A 15,985-nucleotide genomic window follows, 5' to 3' on the forward strand; every position below is an offset into this window, starting at 1 on the left:
GGAAAGGATGAGGGTAGCATCAAAAACCTGAAAGAACAATGTATGGTACTGGTACAGCTTTTTTGGATATTCTTCCGCATCGGTCCTTCCACATTTGGAGGCGGATATGCAATGCTGCCCATTATTGAACGTGAAGTGGTGAACAAGAAAAAATGGATGCAAGAGGACGAGATCGGTGAGCTTATATCGCTTGCCGGCTCGGCTCCTGGAGGTGTTGGCGTAAATGCCGCTGCGATGATCGGACATCGCCAGGCAGGCATCGCGGGAGCTGTTTCGGCCGTCATCGGCGTGACATGTCCCACGTTTATAATTGTGATTCTGATTAGCGTGTTCGCCATCATATTTCGTAACCAACCCAAAGTTGACGCCGCTTTAAAAGGAATGAACGGTGGCATTATTGCCCTAATCAGTATGGCAGCTTATCGGACGGCCAGGTATTCCATCTTAGATACAACAACAACGATAGCTGCCATTGTGACCGTAGCTGTGCTGTTGTTTGCAGGTATCCATCCCCTCTATCTTATTGTTTCGGGATTGATAAGCGGTATGGCTGTAATTCGGATCAAAAAGCGGTTAGGGCTGCAAGTGAAAATGGAAAAAGAATCCGTAACAGGAAGCTACCCGGAACTGGAATATTACATTTAAGAAAGACGAATCGGAGCGATCGACATGTACTGGGACCTGTTCATGATGTTTATACGTGTAGGCCTCGTTTCGTTTGGTGGCGGTTATGCGGTTATCCCGATCATTCAGCACGAGGTCACGGAAAAAGGTTGGCTGACAAGTTCAGAATTCCAGCAAACCGTAGCGCTGGCCGGCATGGCGCCCGGCTCGATTGCAACCAATGCGGCAACGTTGATTGGCTATAAAACGGCAGGTTATATCGGAGCCGCGGTCTCTACGGCGGGTATGATTTTGCCTTCATTAGTTGTCATTGTGTTACTCTCTGCCCTATTTTATCGGGTGCATGACAATCCATGGGTCAAGTCATCTTTATACGGCTTGCGTCCAGTAACGACGGGACTCATCATCTATGCTGCCATTCATTTTGGTTATCCAGTTGAAGACACAGGCATAAGCTGGGTATGGATTGCAACACTGCTCATTAGCGGAGTATGTTTGTTTCTCCTGTTCAAGTACAAGCTTCATCCCCTGCTGGTTCTTATTGTTGCCGGAGCCGCTGGCATTATTTTATTCTAAAGCCAGCATGGCGACCCAGGAAGATTCTCCGCCGACAAATGTAGGTTGCTACCCTTTTTTTCAAACAGGTTACTCCCTTCAATGGTTTTAAAAGGAGCAGCGCGATCACAGCAATAGCTGTCCTGGCTGCTCCCCTTCATTTTATTTTACGATTGACGCATGTATAATCTGCTCGTTTCCTCCCAGATCTCTCCGGGCTCCAGACTAAATAATCCAGCTTCTTCGGCCTGCATATCCAGATTAGGTGCATTCACGAGATTGATCTGGGGTTCAGGACAGAAAAAGCCTTCTTCTGCATTGTTGTTCCAGATCATCCATTGTTTATATGAGGTTCCCACATCGTAGATCAGTGTCATTCCATGCTTCGTATCCTGAAGTTCCATCCGATTCCTTCCGTTTTGCGGTACAGCAGTATAATGGTTATCCATTTCTGCAAAGAACGGATATACCCCGGAGTCACGCATCAGCTCTTCCTCCTGAATCAGGGGCTGAAAACGTGTCGTTGGCAGCATACGTTGATCCAATTCCCATCTGTCTCCGATGGTCAGCTTGAGCTTGTAATCAGAAGCCGATCCTCCCGTATTAAACGGTGCGTTGATTGAGGTATGAAAAGCGATCAGGCATGGCATGCAGGAGTCTCCATAATTGCGAATCCTCACATGCTGCATAAGTCCATCACTGCTCAGCGAGTAGCGCAATGTGATCCTGAATTGAAAAGGAAAGGTCACATACACCGGATGAGTTTCATCAATGGTAATGGACACCGAGACATAGCTTTCCTTCTCGGTATGTCCATACTCATCCACAACCCAGGGCGTATTATACAAAAATCCGTGCAAGTGATTTCCTGTTGCTTCCTCATTCACCGGGAGCTGAAGTGTCTGCCCGTTCCAGGCAAACCGCCCATTCTCATAGCGATTAGGCGGAAAAAGGACGGGGATCCCATGAATCATCGGTTTTGCCTTGAATGATTCCATTTCTTCGGGTGACGGCTCATGAAGGAAGCGAAGCCCCCGCTCAAGATCACGAAACGCGACCAGATTACCACCTATCTCCGGCAGCATCACAGCCTCACTGGAACCGAAACGAAGGTAAATGGCCTTTTCCCCTTGAAAATCGCCTTCCCAGGAATTACTTGTCTCCCTTGTGTTCAACATGTGTTCCCCTCCTTATTCGCCAGCAGACGATGGATAACGCCCTTCAATAATGGCTCTTATCTGTTCCATCTGCATCTTGGGCTGTCGATCATACGTCAACAGACCGTTAATCTCCTGTTCTACATCCGTCAGCTGTGTGTAACAAAATCCTTCGACAACTGGGGAATCCAATAACGGCTGTACTACGGCATGCAGCCGCTGGGCAAAATCCTCGTCATTTTCCGCTCCGGAGTAACCCCAGCCTTCCCATTCACTTTTCTTATACCCGATTCCACCGAATTCGGTAATTAATATAGGCTGTCCTTCATAACGGTAGCCACCCACGCTCAGATTCCGACTGCCCGGAAGGGCGCTTACCGCATTCTCACGGGTACGATACCGGTCCTCCAGAACGTCCCTTCTCCATTCATAATCATGAATGTTATACAAGTCGGTCTGTACCATCTCCCAGCCATCATTGGAAATGACCGGACGGGTGGAATCCAGCGATTTGGTCAAATAATACATCGACAAGGCGTGATACTGCTGCTCCTTGCTGGTCAGGATATTGGGAACGCCCCAGCTTTCATTAAGAGGAACCCAGACCACAACACATGGATGGTTGTAATCCCTTTCCAGCGCCTCCTGCCATTCCCGTGTTACCTGAGCGACGTATTGTTCCGAGAAATTGTACGCATTCGCCATCTCTCCCCATACCAGCAGTCCCAGCTGATCACACCAGTACAGGTATCTTGGATCTTCAATCTTCTGGTGTTTTCTGGCGCCGTTAAATCCCATTTCCTTCGTTAATTCCACATCACGCCGGATAGCCTCATCACTCGGCGGGGTCAGATTACCATCCGGAAAGTACCCTTGATCCAGAACGAGCTTCATATAATATGGACGGTTATTCAGAAACAACTTGCCTTGTTCAATGGAAATCTTGCGCATGCCGAAATAGCTGTCGACCTCATCGACTTGCACACCATCCACCAACACAGTGAAATGAATGTCATAGAGATTGGGATGCTCTGGGGACCACAGCCTGCCAAGACCATGCTCGTTAAAAGTATGAAGCCCAATGGTACGGGTTTCTGTTTTGCCGCTGATTCGATATTCGTCTTCAGACAGCTGCTCTCCCTGATAAGCAATCTGTACACGCAGTCTGACATCTTGAGCATCCCAATCCCTTGGATCAGTTTGTTCCCTTTGAAGATGAGCCGTGACTTCGATCTCGTTGCGATCGACATCGGGAGTCAGGCGCACCTTCTGCAGATGAACGGGGGCAACAGCTTCAAGCCACACCGATTGCCATATTCCAGTCGTGCAGGTATAGAAAATTTGGGCGGATTGTTCCTGCCAGAACTGCTTCCCACGCGGCAGCGTCACATCCCTGCTATAATCGATCGCTTGTACGGTCAGCACATTGTTTCCTTCCAGCAGAGCATCCGTAATATCGGCATGAAATGGCGTATGCCCGCCCTCATGCCGAACCACCAGTTTCCCGTTCACCCATACAGAGGCTTCATAGTCCACGGCTCCGAAGTGCAGCAGCAGCCGTTTGCCGGTGAAGTTCTCTGGAATGTCAAAAGTCCGTTTGTACCAGACATTATCGTGAAAATCCGGATCTGCTATCCCGCTGAGCTGACTTTGAAAAGCAAACGGCACCTGGATTCGGCGGCTGAATGCTTGTTTGCCTTCATTCCAGTTTTCCGAACGTCCCTTGTTATGATCATCGAATTCAAATTCCCATTCCCCGTTCAAACTCATCCAGTCCTTCCGCACAAATTGCGGCCTTGGATAATCCTGTCGCAGCATGATGTTCAACTCTCCTGTTCTAAGTGGATCTCTAGTAAATAGCTCAGGCTTCACCCCAGGTTGATTTTTCGAATCTCTTCCAGCGGAACCTTCGGTTTGCGTTCTTCCGTCAACAGGCCGTTGATCTCTTGCTGCACATCCGTAAGCTGTGTGTAACAATAGCCAGAGATATAGGGAATGGATTGAATTGCCCCGGTAATGGATCTGAAACGTTCGAGGAAAGCCTCTACCGAATCCACTTGGTTACCGTATCCCCAGCCTTTATCCGATTGAAAAGCGATTCCGCCGAATTCACTAATGATGATGGGTTGGCCCTTGTACGTATATCCTTCCGCAAAAGCAAATTTCCATCTGTTGGATGCGATCTGGTTCGTTACAATCATATCCTTATCCTGATAGCGCTCCAGAAAAGCGTCTCCCGTCTCCACATAGTCATGGAGGGTCAGAATGTCTGATACCGTATGCTCCCAGCCGTCATTGGTAACCACCGGACGATACGGATCAATCGCTTTTGTCAGGTGATAGATGGTTTGGGTGAACTGCTGCTGCCTTACATCATGGGCAATGGTCTGTATACCCCATGATTCATTGAATGGAACCCAGGTAATTATGCATGGATGATTATACTGCTGAGGTACAATTTCCAGCCATTCTTTGGTGAAGCGGCTGACAGCCTCGTCATTGAATTCGAAGGTCGCTGCCATTTCTGACCAGACCAGCATGCCTTTTACATCACACCAATATAAAAAGAGCGGGTCCTCCAGTTTCATATGTTTACGGATTCCGTTGTATCCCATTGCAGCAATGTAATCGATATCCTCAATCAGCGCTTCCTCGGAAGGAGGTGTCAGATGGGTCTCCGGCCAATAGCCCTGATCCAGAATCAGCCTCTGATACAGTGGAGCGTTATTCAGCAGAATCTGCCCGTTTTCAATCGATATCTTTCGCATGCCAAAATAGGACTGAACCCGGTCGCTTTCTTTCTCGTCCTCGTACAGAACAAACTCAATATCGTACAGGTTCGGTGATCCTGGTGACCACAACGATTGTTTCCACGGACCGCCTGCCTCGTGTTTTACACTGGCTTCTATCGTCATCCAAGGTCTGTCTGGAGACAGGCTGATGGTTTGTACATGCTGCCCATTAAGCTCTATGCGCGTCTCCAGACGCAAATTGTTCCTGCCTTCAATTCCATGCAGCTGAAAGTCCAATCGAATCATATGTCGATCAATATCCGGTGTCATTTTGACTGCATCAATTCTTGCCTCATTCACATATTCCAGCCATACACTTTTCCAAATCCCGGTGCTCTGTACATAAAAGCATTCAAAATTTTGATCCACCCAGCGTTGTTTTCCACGAGGCTGCACTGCACTCTGACTGTCCTCTATCTCAAGCACGATATTGTTCTCTGAACCGTACGTAACGTATGGCGTGATGTCGAAGGAAAAGGCAGCATAACCACCTTCATGCTCTCCGACAACTGTCCCGTTCACCCAGCATTTTGCCTTGTAGTCTACACCCTGAAAATGAAGAATCGTCCTCTTCCCTTGAGCCTCCTGCGGGATCAGCACATTTCTTCGATACCAGACCCGTGGATGAAATGTCTCGATCCCGATTCCGCTTGCTTTGGTTTCATAGGTGAAAGGAACAATAATTTGGGTGCCCTTCGGAAATTGTTCACGATCATACCAATGCTCGCTTTCTCCTACTTTGCCATCATCGAAGGAAAAATCCCATTCCCCGTTCAGATCCAGCCACTCCTTGCGGACAAATTGTGGTCTTGGATAATGTTTGCTATAAGATTTGGTAGTCATATTGTTCTCCCCGATCTCCTCTATATTTGGCGCGTTGGCCTGAAAAAGTGTTAACCCTTAATACCAGACATGCTGATACCTTTGACAATCTGCTTCTCAAAGATGACAAATAATATAATGATAGGAACAGAAGCGACGGCATTGATAACCATTGGTTTAACATAATCCTCTGAATACTGCCCCATCAGCGTGGGAATTCCCATTGGCAGTGTAAACAGATTGTCATCCGTGATCGAAAGAAAAGGCCAGAGAAAATTGTTCCATGAACCAATAAACGTCAGGATCGCCATGGAAGCCATCGCTGGCCGGGTCAGCGGCAGAACAATGCTGGTGAAAATCCGCCAAAAGCCCCCACCGTCAATTTGCACGCTCTCCAACAGATCATTGGGAATACCGTCGAAGAAGCTTTTGAGTACAATGACTGCTACAGGCGAAGCCAACGCAGGAATGATTAATCCACTGTATGAATTTAGCAAATGAAGATCCTTGGCCACCTGATAGAGTGGAATAATGGTAGCCTCACCGGGAATCAACAGCCCGCCAAGAATGAAGAAGAAAATAAATGTACGGAAACGAAACGGTACTTTGGACAGGGCAAATCCGGCCATAGCGGCGAAAATAACAGTCAACACGGTCACTATCACCGCGACAAACAAACTGTTAACCACCCACTGTGACAGCTTTGTCGTCGTCAGAATCTCGTTATAGACGGCAAGCGAGTAAGGAGGTTTAAACCAGTCCAGCACTGTAATAATCTTCATGCCTTCTTCTTTAATGGAGACCATCAGCATCCACACAAGTGGGGCCGCAAACATAACCGCCATCAACGCTGAACCTATGCGATACAGCCATTTCATCAGTTTTCCGCCCCTTTCCGGTTAGTCATCCAGTATTGCAGCGCCGACAGAACCAGCAGGATCACGAATAAAATGTAGGACATCGTTGCGGCATAACCCAGGTTGTTATTCTTGAATCCGGTCTGATAGATTAACTGAATTATCGGACGTGTCTGATCCAGCGGTCCCCCGCCCGTAATGACATAAATTTGCATAAAGACTTTGTAGGAAGCGATGATCTGCAACATCGTTATGGTTTTGGTCAATGGATTTAGATAAGGAAGAGTAATTCTCCAAAATATTTGAGTATCACTCGCACCATCCAATCTTGCCGCTTCATAAATTTCATCCGGTATTTCCTGCATAGCGGAAAGATACAAAATAAAGTTAAATCCGACTGTCCACCACAAGGTAATTACGGTAATAACGACCCAGGCGAGCCCAGTTTCCGTCAGCCAGAAAACCTCAGAATTTTGAGGCAATAATTGGACAAGATGCAGGACGGAATTGACCAATCCCGTATAAGGCTGAAATACGAATAAACCCAGATAAGCTGCGACGGCGACGGAGAGTACGCTTGGTATAAAGAAGATGATGCGGTAGAACTTCTGCAAAGACGATTTACGGTTGGCAATCATAGCCAGCAAAATCGCGAGTATAATCATGGTCGGTGTACTCAAGAAAACAAAAAAGGTAGAATGCCAGATCGCTTCCCAAACCTCTCTGTCCTGAAAAACTTTCCGGAAGTTATCCAGGCCAACAAAATCCATTTTCTTAATCAATGTCCATTTGTAGAAGGTCATCTCCACGCCTTTAATCATGGGCCAGATCGTAAATAAACCATAAACAATTAAGAATGGAAGCAGAAATACCAGTGCCTGCAAATCCGCTCTCATTTTTTTGATCTTCATATGCGTCTCCCCTTTGATTGGCACACAAGCCGGCGATCTCTAGTCTACAGATGATACACACGGCTTGCGTGACCCGTCTTCCTTCTATTCGCTCAGAATTTTCTGAATGGCTGTCTCCATGTTGTTCATGGCATCCGCAGGGGTCATTTTGTTCATCCATACTTCATTCAAAAATTTAAAGGCAGCTTGATCACGGATTTGTGCATTCTTGGTAGAATGTTTGCTGAATTTAACTACACTTGCCACTTCGGAATAATCGCTGCGGTACGGCAGATCCTTGAATTCCTGCTTTTCCAGCACGGATGGCTTGGATGGAATATGTCCGGCTTTCGCCCAGACCTGACCATTATCAGCAACCCAGTCGGCGAAGATCATGGCGGCTTTGCGTTTAGCCGAGTCCTCATCCTTAGTCAGCGGCAGAACAATCGTGTGAGAATCTCCCCATGTTGCTTCCTGATCGTAGAATTTCGGAATTGGCATGGCTCCAAACTCAAGTCCTTTGGTGGATTCCCAGGTTCCAGTCGTCCAGACCCCTGTCATGATAATGGCGGCTGTGCCACTTTGGAAATTTTTATAGAAGTCTGGATCATTTTTCTTGATATAGCCTTCGGTATAGAGCTTCTGGATATAGTCTGCGGCTTTGATGCCTTTCTCCTTATCAATGGCTGCGGACTTCAGATCATCCGATACGACGTCGTTGCCACCTAACTGGGAGTACAGTGACCACCACAAGCGGTAAGGGTCATCATTATTATTGGACAATGCAAACGGGGTAGTTTTGGCAGGCAGCTTCTCTTTTAACGTTTGAAGGAAACTTACAAATCCGTCAGCAGATTGCTCCAGAATCGGTTTCCCGTCTTCCCCAAGCAAGCCTGCATCTTTTAAAAGTTTTTTGTTGTAGAACATGATAAAGGGATGTGTGTCAATGGGTACAGCATAATGTTGGCCTTCTACGGTGACCGCATCCAAGAGATTTTGGTTATAAGTGCTCCAATCCACACCTGCATCCGTAGCCGGAGTATCCAGCTCTGTGACGACCCCCTGATTGATCAGATCGGGCAGTCTGGAAGAATGGGAAATCCCGATATCCGGTCCATTACCGTTACCAACAGCGGTAACAAGCTTCGTATAGTACTCGCCCCAGGCCAATTTGGTATTCTTGACTTCAATTTCCGGGTGGGTTTTGTTGAATTCATCGACCAATGTCTGCATATTGGCGCCATCACCACCATCGAACAGTGTCCAGAAGGACAATGTCACTTTTCCATCACCGGAGCCACTATCCCCAGCCTCGTTACTGCCTCCGCTACATGCACTTAAAATGGTTGAGAATGAGAGCAATAATGTCAGTGCTAACCTGCCGATCTTCTTTTTCATGCGAGTATCCCCTTTACTCTAATTTGTAGATACAAACGATATAATTGTTTTGTTACATTATTACTGTATCTATAGGGGATTATATAAGGGTATTTCTCTTGTGTCAACGCTTTCAAACATATTTAATGTAATTATTAATTAAAAAAAGGCCTTAGTTACATAATATCTGCAACCAAGACCTTTCTCCCTTATAACATTCTAATGAATAGCATAATGTACAGTCATTTTGATATTTTGGTCATAATCTCCAAATTGTCGCCCAAAGAGATTTACGCCTCCTTGATGAACAGCATCCGGTTTAATGCCAATCCGCACCCTTAACTTGTGGCTGTTCTGAAGGTTAAGCTGAGCCAGATCAACTGCTGAGATTTTCTCCATATCCAGTGTCGTTTTATTTTTGTCCACTCGCCATGTCTTTAATAACCCATACTGTGTTGACCATTCAAACCACCAAGCCGGGTTGAGCTTTCCGCGCCGATCTCCAAAGTCACCAGGACATGTCCACATGCCAATTTCCACACCGTTAATCCATACGGAGATATCGGAAGGCCAATTATGATCATAGTTTGGTGCTTCAGAACACATCTCCATGGACAGTTCCAGTGATTCGATTACCGCTTCTCCCGGAATTTCCAGTGGCATCAAATATTCGACATATCCTTTGCGAAACCACATAATCTGCGCGCCAACATGCTTTGGATGAAAAAAGCTGGCAGGTTCATCCTCACGAATGATCATGCCCTCACCATTCGCCATGCCGCAGGTTGGTGATACTTCACAATCACTATAGTGACCAATAGGCATATCCACTTCGTATACCTGAATATCGCCTTTGGGAATTGCTTTCTCCAGATTAAGAGCAATATGAATATCATCGTAATTGCGGCTGCATACCTTCATTGCCCCGCGAGAGGCGGGCAGCAGTTCCGTATTAATCAGCCTCGCCGCTTCCAAAACCTTGATATTACTGGCTACTGTCGATACCGGAAGTTTGAGAGCTTCCGCGATTTCTACTATATTCAGGTTTTGGGAAATCAATAGTCTCAGGATATCCACTCGTGAGCGGGTCGATAAAGCATGCGTGACCGTGACCAACTCATCCGGATTATCAAAACTCAACTCAAGCATTCATTCACCACCTCTTATGTATTTATGGAACAACAAATGTAATCGAATAGTTTAATTCAGTCGATAATATTGTAACAAAACATTTATTTTGTATCAAATTGCTTTTTACTTCATCATTAATCTTCGTTTTCATACAATTTCTGTGTGTTTCCTATCGGAATGAAACCATAGCTCCAAACCAAAAAAACCGCCATGTTAGGCGGATTTTTGGGGTGTATAGGTTCCTCTTGCCAATAAAAGCTCCAACTCTTTGTGCTAAAATGCGACAGGCAAGGCAGCCAAGCTCTGTGAACTTAGCGCCAAATGCCACTCAATGTTTTCCCGAGGAATATTAAGTCGCAGATTAGGCATACGTCTTAACAATGTTGTAAAGGCGATATCTCCCTCCACACGAGCAAGCGGAGCCCCCAAGCAGGAATGAATGCCATGACCAAAAGCCAGATGACGATTAATATGACGTGTAACATCCAGATCCTCTGGCTGTTCAAACTGAAGCTCATCCCGATTGGCAGATTTCAACACGGGAATGACCATATCTCCCTTTTTAATCCGTTGTCCTGCCAGCTCGATATCCTGAGTCGCAAACCGAGGTCCAGCAATGGTTGCAGGTCCATTAAAACGCAGCAATTCCTCGACAGCAGACGGGGCCAGACTGAGATCAGCCTTGAGTTTCTCCAATTGTTCAGGATGATCCAATAACATCATTGCACCTGTAGCAATCAGATTGGATGTCGTCTCATGACCGGCAAAGATCAATAATGTAATCATGGACAGCAGTTCAGGTTCACTGAGTCGATCGCCCTCTTCTTCAATAGCAATCAATTGACTAATCAAGTCATCCGCAGGATGTTTGCGTTTCTCAGCTACCAGCTGCGCAGTATAGTCCCCGAAGGCTCGAAGATGCTCCTCTACTCCCGGATCACGCACTCCCAAACCCAAACCGTGTGCAATCGCGGAGGACCAGTTCTGGATCTGAGGGCGATCTGATTTAGGCACACCCAGCATATCGGATATCACATGGATCGGTAAGGGAAAGGCGTAGTCCTTAACCAAATCCATCTCACCCTGGGCTTGAACCTGATCCAGTAATTCATCAGCAATCTGCTGTACACGCGGGCGAAGACTTTCCATATATTTGGGCGTAAAGGCTTTGGAGACCAGTCGACGTAATCGCCGATGATCAGGCTCATCCACGGAGAGCATCGATTTTCCGGTGAAGAACGTCGGAGGGGCATCTGGATCTATATTGCCTACATAGGCTTTCAGGGCATTCTCATTACCGTCGATGGATTGCGGGTCTACTGTGAAGTGCGCATGATCTTTAAGTACCTGTGAAGCTTCTTCCATTCGTGTAACCAACCACTGTCCGCGATCTGTGCCACCCATTGGCAGAGACACTGGAATAACAGGACCTGTTTCACGCAACTGCTTGATAAGTGAAAACGGGTTTTCACCACTATCCCCACTAAACAGACTTAGCGCTGCTTGTTGTGAAGCATTAAGATCTAACTCACTCATTATAACCACCCTTTCGCTTCGACAATTTTATTAGGTTAAACTATTGCATATTGGAGGGACTTCCTGGCGATAACCAACCTTCACAAAAATCACGGTACGTTATGTCTGCGAGAGCTGCTTCTACTGCTTTCTGAAACGGGAACAGGGCATCCTCGTGCTTCGCATATTGCGATACAATGATGTTCTGCATATCCATGACCAGAAGTGCAGCTTTGTTATGATCACTCTCCATGAGTTGCACATCCCTCTCGTTTTGATTAAGATTAAGGGGAGAACTCTCCGCTTATCCTCTTCTTGATATTAAACGGAGAGTTCTCCCCTTGTCAAATTTTGGAGGTTGAAGGATAGGAAGTGACAGACAGTGGATAAAACCAACACAACCTCTCGTTCGGAACGACGGGATGCAGCCGAGAACCGCCAACGTATTCTGAATGTGGCTTTCAGATTATTTGAGCTGCACGGTGTCGAGCGGGTCAGCATGAATCAGATCGCTTCCGAAGCGCAGATTGGAGCGGGCACTTTATACCGCAGATACCGCAATAAGAGTGAGTTATGTATGGACTTGATCAAAGATAACGCAGCGTTGTTCTTCGAGGATGTAGAGACATACCTGCAGGAGAACGCATTGCAGCCCCCATCTGAGCGGTTGCGTGGTCTGCTGACGTTATTTATCCAGTTCAGAGAGAAAAATGCGGAGCTGCTCTCGGGCATCGAGAATGCGGTATATCAGGGATCAGACTCCAGAACCTCAAGTCCCCTATATGACCAATTGCATCAGCAGCTATTCGAGTTATTTGAAGAAATAGCAACAGAGACCGACGCATCACAGGCCATCAGCTTGTTCAAAACAGACATGCTCCTGACCGCCATGAGCAATGATTCCTATCTGTTTCAAAAAAACGTGCGCGGCAACTCTCCCGACCGCATTGTGGAGCAGCTCTGTTTAACGTTTCTATAACGTATATGGGTATATGAAAATACCAAAAAGCCTAATTCATCGTCGGCAATCTGCCGCTTGAACTAGGCTGTTTTTAGCTTGAGATCTGATTTTATAATGCTTTCATATACCATGCATCACAAGCAAAATGTTCCGTTGCATTTAACGGTGCCTCTAACAGAATAAAACCGTTCTTGATATAGAACTTGTTAGCCGCGACCATGTTGCTAAGCGTTTCAAGATAACATTGTTCATAGTAGTCTTTGGCAAAATCAAGGGAAATCCGAAGCAAATCATATGAAATCCCGGTTCCTCGTGCTTCTTTCAATGCATACATCTTCTGCAATTCACAAATATGAGGAAATCCTTCCACGGGTCCGATCCCGCAACCAGCTACAATGGTTGAGTTATCCTCAACCACCCAATATTTTGAGCCTTCCCGTTGATAAAGGTGATAAAAATCGCCCAAATTTGGATCCGCCCACGCCGTTCCTGTCTTATTGGCCTCAAATTCAATCAGACAACTTCGAATCAGAGACTCTACTTCTTGATTATCTTTTTCCTCTATTTCTCTAATGAACATGCAGTAAGCCTCCACATCATGAAATAACCGACGCTCTTAACGATATAAATTATACTACGATTAAGAACGAAATGCCTTATTCACTTGAGGTGATGACCATCTCTTTTCATGTGGCCTACTTACGAGATGGATTCCAAAAGATTCTTGGACAGGGTTTTGACAACCATGTCGTACGAATGGTCAATCATGACATAAATATCCTGCTCCGACAAGGAACCATCAAGAATAATGGTATTCCAATGCTTTTTGTTCATATGATACCCCGGTTGAACGGATTCATGCTGCTCTCTCAGGTTTTCTGCAATAATCGGATCACATTTTAGGTTCAAGCGAACGTTATCCGCCTTGCCCTCAAAAATGAGTGCAAACATTTTCCCTCCAATTTTGATCACGACCGTATCGGCTCCGAAGGGATAATCCTTGATGGCACCTTTTTTCTTCAAACAGTAATCAATGATCTTATTCTTCAATTCAGTACCTCTCCTTTGCGCGGAAGACAAACTTTCCCTGCCCAATCCAATGATACCGAATGTACGTTTGCATGTAAACCAGCATGTTGAATGTACCTATCTCATGATAAATGTGATAGGCTTTACATCATTCAAATTAAGTATTGGATACCCTGGCTGTCTTCACTTTCTGGACCTCGTACATATTCACAGTAGTACTAATTAAATATTCAGGTTTCTCCTGTCCTCTTTTCTCGCGGTGACCCTTAATATGCACATCACTCTTCTCCCAATTCTTCCATGCATCTTCCGATTCCCAACGAATCAGCACCATTACTTCTTCATGTTCTTTACTCTTTTTGTTAACCATCACACTGAAATCAATCAGTCCCGGCATTTCCTCTACAGGGCTAGGGGCACTAAAACGTTCCACCAGTTTATGACTGTGACCTTTTTCGACTACCATAACGCGAGTTTGAATGAACATAAATTACGCCTCCTGTTTGCCTCAAGTCACTGCAGCATACAAAGACTTGTGACTTTTTTTAACTTTCACTCTATTATTCTATTCTTATTGAAAATGATTATCAATATCGCATCCATTTTTGTATACAAAAAAACCTCCTCCACGAAATGGAGAAGGCATTTTGCTCGTTATTTTAAAGAGCTTTATTCACTTTGCTGCTCTTTGGTTTACTGTGACTTGTACTATTACTATTGTGGTTTGGTTTACCGCTATTTGGCTTACTACTGTTTGGTTTACTGTGATTGGCTTTGCTACTCTTTTTAAACCACTCGGACTTTGGCTTGCGAGCAGGATTCGCTTTTGCCTTCGCAGGTTTATCAGCTGCAGATTTATGGCCTGCAGACTTCGATGTTTGATTCGATTTTACAAAAGCAGGGACACTTGTCATCGGATAAGGATGATTTTTCACTTCAGGAATGGTTTTCTTGATTACCTTCTCGATATCCTTCAGGAACGGAAGTTCCTCCTTCTCACAAAAGGAAATCGCCATTCCGCTATGTCCAGCTCGGCCCGTACGACCAATGCGGTGGACATACGTTTCTGGAATATTAGGCAGGTTGAAGTTGATTACATGTGAAAGCTCTTCAACATCAATACCCCTTGCCGCTATATCTGTCGCTACCAGCACCCGCGTAACTCCGCTTTTGAAATTATTCAGAGCTCTTTGACGCTCGTTCTGCGATTTGTTGCCATGAATGGCCTGGGCCGTAATATTCACTTTGGACAAATCACGAGTTACACGGTCTGCTCCGCGCTTCGTACGGGTGAACACCAGTGCCGAAACGATGGACTTATCCTGTAGGATATGATTCAACAGATTCTGTTTTTTTCCATTTTCCAATAAATACACAGACTGTTCAATTCGATCCACTGTGGAGGATACAGGTGTAATTTCTACTTTTACCGGATCCACCAGCAGCGTTTTTACCATTTTTGTAATTTCCGGAGGCATGGTAGCTGAGAAGAACAGCGTCTGTTTCTTACTCGGCATCTTCGCGATGATTCGCTTCACATCGTGAATGAAGCCCATATCCAACATGCGGTCTGCTTCATCAAGAACCAGTATTTGCACATGTTTCAGATCAATACGCTTTTGATTGACCAGGTCAATCAATCTTCCGGGCGTTGCAATAATAATATCTGCACCTTGATTGAGTGCACGTTCCTGAACTTTTTGCGAAACACCACCTACGATAGCGGCACAACGAATATCCGTGTAACGGCTGTAAGCCTTAATGTTATCCGAGATCTGAATCGCAAGTTCTCTTGTCGGTGTTAGAATCAATGAACGAATATGACGTGCGGCTTTGGGGCCGTTCGACTTTTCGCTTAATAATTGAATGATGGGTACAGAGAATGCTGCCGTCTTCCCTGTCCCTGTTTGCGCACAGCCAAGCAAATCTCTGCCTGCCAATACGGCTGGAATCGCCTGTTCCTGTATAGGTGTCGGGGCAGTATAGTTTGCTTTGCTCAAGCCTTCCAAAATTGCGGGTATAATATTCAAGTCTTTAAATGTCATTAGGTCTCCTTAATTTACGCAACAAATATTCATTTGACGTATCTCTCATTTCAAAACGTAACACATAAGGATAACATTAAAAAACGCATCTGTATATTATCTTTTTAAGATATTCTAACAAATCTTTTTGACCATTAAGCTTAACCCATTCCATCTTCACATCATTACTATTTTCTTTAGCTTCTAATATCTTATGTTTTCATCCGTTGGATCAAGCTTATTGCTATGAG

Annotated in this window: 16 protein-coding genes; 3 read left to right on the forward strand and 13 right to left on the reverse strand. The window is 45.5% G+C overall.

Annotated features, from left to right (window positions below; all coding sequences use genetic code 11):
• The first annotated feature begins 42 nt into the window (after positions 1 to 42).
• Positions 43 to 645 carry a chromate transporter gene (locus tag P364_RS0119650; RefSeq protein WP_036663678.1) on the forward strand — a complete coding sequence of 201 codons (603 nt, stop codon included), beginning with the start codon at positions 43 to 45 and terminating at the stop codon, positions 643 to 645.
• Positions 646 to 669: 24 nt separating this feature from the next.
• Positions 670 to 1,200, forward strand: coding sequence for a chromate transporter (locus P364_RS0119655; protein ID WP_024631789.1), 531 nt, complete (start codon positions 670 to 672; stop codon positions 1,198 to 1,200).
• A 146-nt stretch (positions 1,201 to 1,346) separates the two neighbouring features.
• Here P364_RS0119655 and P364_RS0119660 read toward each other — a convergent pair whose 3' ends face one another.
• The 9 genes from P364_RS0119660 to P364_RS0119700 all read right to left on the reverse strand — a co-directional run bounded on the left by P364_RS0119660 (position 1,347) and on the right by P364_RS0119700 (position 11,973).
• Complete coding sequence (locus P364_RS0119660) at positions 1,347 to 2,357, reverse strand: aldose 1-epimerase (protein ID WP_024631790.1); 1,011 nt, start codon at positions 2,355 to 2,357, stop codon at positions 1,347 to 1,349.
• A 12-nt stretch (positions 2,358 to 2,369) separates the two neighbouring features.
• Complete coding sequence (locus tag P364_RS0119665) at positions 2,370 to 4,154, reverse strand: glycoside hydrolase family 2 protein (protein WP_029881127.1); 1,785 nt, start codon at positions 4,152 to 4,154, stop codon at positions 2,370 to 2,372.
• Between the two features lie 50 nt (positions 4,155 to 4,204).
• Positions 4,205 to 5,971 carry a glycoside hydrolase family 2 protein gene (locus tag P364_RS0119670; protein WP_024631792.1) on the reverse strand — a complete coding sequence of 589 codons (1,767 nt, stop codon included), beginning with the start codon at positions 5,969 to 5,971 and terminating at the stop codon, positions 4,205 to 4,207.
• Positions 5,972 to 6,021: 50 nt separating this feature from the next.
• Entirely contained in the window at positions 6,022 to 6,828 is an 807-nt protein-coding gene (locus P364_RS0119675; protein WP_024631793.1) for a carbohydrate ABC transporter permease, read from the reverse strand.
• A complete protein-coding gene (locus tag P364_RS0119680; RefSeq protein ID WP_024631794.1) occupies positions 6,828 to 7,718 on the reverse strand; it encodes a carbohydrate ABC transporter permease in 891 nt (296 codons plus the stop codon). The genes P364_RS0119675 and P364_RS0119680 overlap by 1 nt, the downstream gene beginning before the upstream one ends.
• Before the next feature lie 84 nt (positions 7,719 to 7,802).
• A complete protein-coding gene (locus P364_RS0119685) occupies positions 7,803 to 9,095 on the reverse strand; it encodes an ABC transporter substrate-binding protein (RefSeq protein ID WP_024631795.1) in 1,293 nt (430 codons plus the stop codon).
• Positions 9,096 to 9,293: 198 nt separating this feature from the next.
• Complete coding sequence (locus P364_RS0119690; RefSeq protein ID WP_024631796.1) at positions 9,294 to 10,223, reverse strand: ArsR/SmtB family transcription factor; 930 nt, start codon at positions 10,221 to 10,223, stop codon at positions 9,294 to 9,296.
• A gap of 255 nt (positions 10,224 to 10,478) precedes the next feature.
• Positions 10,479 to 11,741 carry a cytochrome P450 family protein gene (locus P364_RS0119695; protein ID WP_024631797.1) on the reverse strand — a complete coding sequence of 421 codons (1,263 nt, stop codon included), beginning with the start codon at positions 11,739 to 11,741 and terminating at the stop codon, positions 10,479 to 10,481.
• A gap of 40 nt (positions 11,742 to 11,781) precedes the next feature.
• A complete protein-coding gene (locus P364_RS0119700) occupies positions 11,782 to 11,973 on the reverse strand; it encodes a hypothetical protein (RefSeq protein ID WP_024631798.1) in 192 nt (63 codons plus the stop codon).
• A gap of 129 nt (positions 11,974 to 12,102) precedes the next feature.
• Here P364_RS0119700 and P364_RS0119705 point away from each other — a divergent pair, with 129 nt between their 5' ends.
• Positions 12,103 to 12,699 (forward strand): TetR/AcrR family transcriptional regulator, encoded by a 597-nt coding sequence (locus P364_RS0119705; RefSeq protein ID WP_029881128.1) that lies wholly within the window; start codon positions 12,103 to 12,105, stop codon positions 12,697 to 12,699.
• 91 nt (positions 12,700 to 12,790) lie between these two features.
• On the opposite strand, the gene P364_RS0119710 is transcribed toward P364_RS0119705, so the two are convergent.
• The 4 genes from P364_RS0119710 to P364_RS0119725 form a co-directional block, all read right to left on the reverse strand.
• Complete coding sequence (locus P364_RS0119710; protein WP_024631799.1) at positions 12,791 to 13,261, reverse strand: GNAT family N-acetyltransferase; 471 nt, start codon at positions 13,259 to 13,261, stop codon at positions 12,791 to 12,793.
• 119 nt (positions 13,262 to 13,380) lie between these two features.
• Complete coding sequence (locus tag P364_RS0119715; protein WP_024631800.1) at positions 13,381 to 13,731, reverse strand: MmcQ/YjbR family DNA-binding protein; 351 nt, start codon at positions 13,729 to 13,731, stop codon at positions 13,381 to 13,383.
• Between the two features lie 136 nt (positions 13,732 to 13,867).
• The gene (locus P364_RS0119720) at positions 13,868 to 14,197 is read right to left on the reverse strand and encodes an antibiotic biosynthesis monooxygenase (RefSeq protein WP_024631801.1); all 330 of its coding nucleotides are present in this window, start codon (positions 14,195 to 14,197) and stop codon (positions 13,868 to 13,870) included.
• 172 nt (positions 14,198 to 14,369) lie between these two features.
• Positions 14,370 to 15,755 (reverse strand): DEAD/DEAH box helicase, encoded by a 1,386-nt coding sequence (locus P364_RS0119725; RefSeq protein WP_024631802.1) that lies wholly within the window; start codon positions 15,753 to 15,755, stop codon positions 14,370 to 14,372.
• Positions 15,756 to 15,985: the final 230 nt, after the last annotated feature.

Origin of the sequence: Paenibacillus sp. MAEPY2, assembly GCF_000499205.1 — a bacterium.
GTDB lineage: Bacteria > Bacillota > Bacilli > Paenibacillales > Paenibacillaceae > Paenibacillus > Paenibacillus vandeheii.

Bases quoted from the DNA above. Each gene is read 5' to 3' on its own strand.
- P364_RS0119650 (WP_036663678.1), top strand. From the start codon at position 43: ATGGTACTGGTACAGCTTTTTTGGATATTCTTCCGCATCGGTCCTTCC.
- P364_RS0119655 (WP_024631789.1), top strand. From the start codon at position 670: ATGTACTGGGACCTGTTCATGATGTTTATACGTGTAGGCCTCGTTTCG.
- P364_RS0119660 (WP_024631790.1), bottom strand. From the start codon at position 2,357: ATGTTGAACACAAGGGAGACAAGTAATTCCTGGGAAGGCGATTTTCAA.
- P364_RS0119665 (WP_029881127.1), bottom strand. From the start codon at position 4,154: ATGCTGCGACAGGATTATCCAAGGCCGCAATTTGTGCGGAAGGACTGG.
- P364_RS0119670 (WP_024631792.1), bottom strand. From the start codon at position 5,971: ATGACTACCAAATCTTATAGCAAACATTATCCAAGACCACAATTTGTC.
- P364_RS0119675 (WP_024631793.1), bottom strand. From the start codon at position 6,828: ATGAAATGGCTGTATCGCATAGGTTCAGCGTTGATGGCGGTTATGTTT.
- P364_RS0119680 (WP_024631794.1), bottom strand. From the start codon at position 7,718: ATGAAGATCAAAAAAATGAGAGCGGATTTGCAGGCACTGGTATTTCTG.
- P364_RS0119685 (WP_024631795.1), bottom strand. From the start codon at position 9,095: ATGAAAAAGAAGATCGGCAGGTTAGCACTGACATTATTGCTCTCATTC.
- P364_RS0119690 (WP_024631796.1), bottom strand. From the start codon at position 10,223: ATGCTTGAGTTGAGTTTTGATAATCCGGATGAGTTGGTCACGGTCACG.
- P364_RS0119695 (WP_024631797.1), bottom strand. From the start codon at position 11,741: ATGAGTGAGTTAGATCTTAATGCTTCACAACAAGCAGCGCTAAGTCTG.
- P364_RS0119700 (WP_024631798.1), bottom strand. From the start codon at position 11,973: ATGGAGAGTGATCATAACAAAGCTGCACTTCTGGTCATGGATATGCAG.
- P364_RS0119710 (WP_024631799.1), bottom strand. From the start codon at position 13,261: ATGTTCATTAGAGAAATAGAGGAAAAAGATAATCAAGAAGTAGAGTCT.
- P364_RS0119720 (WP_024631801.1), bottom strand. From the start codon at position 14,197: ATGTTCATTCAAACTCGCGTTATGGTAGTCGAAAAAGGTCACAGTCAT.
- P364_RS0119725 (WP_024631802.1), bottom strand. From the start codon at position 15,755: ATGACATTTAAAGACTTGAATATTATACCCGCAATTTTGGAAGGCTTG.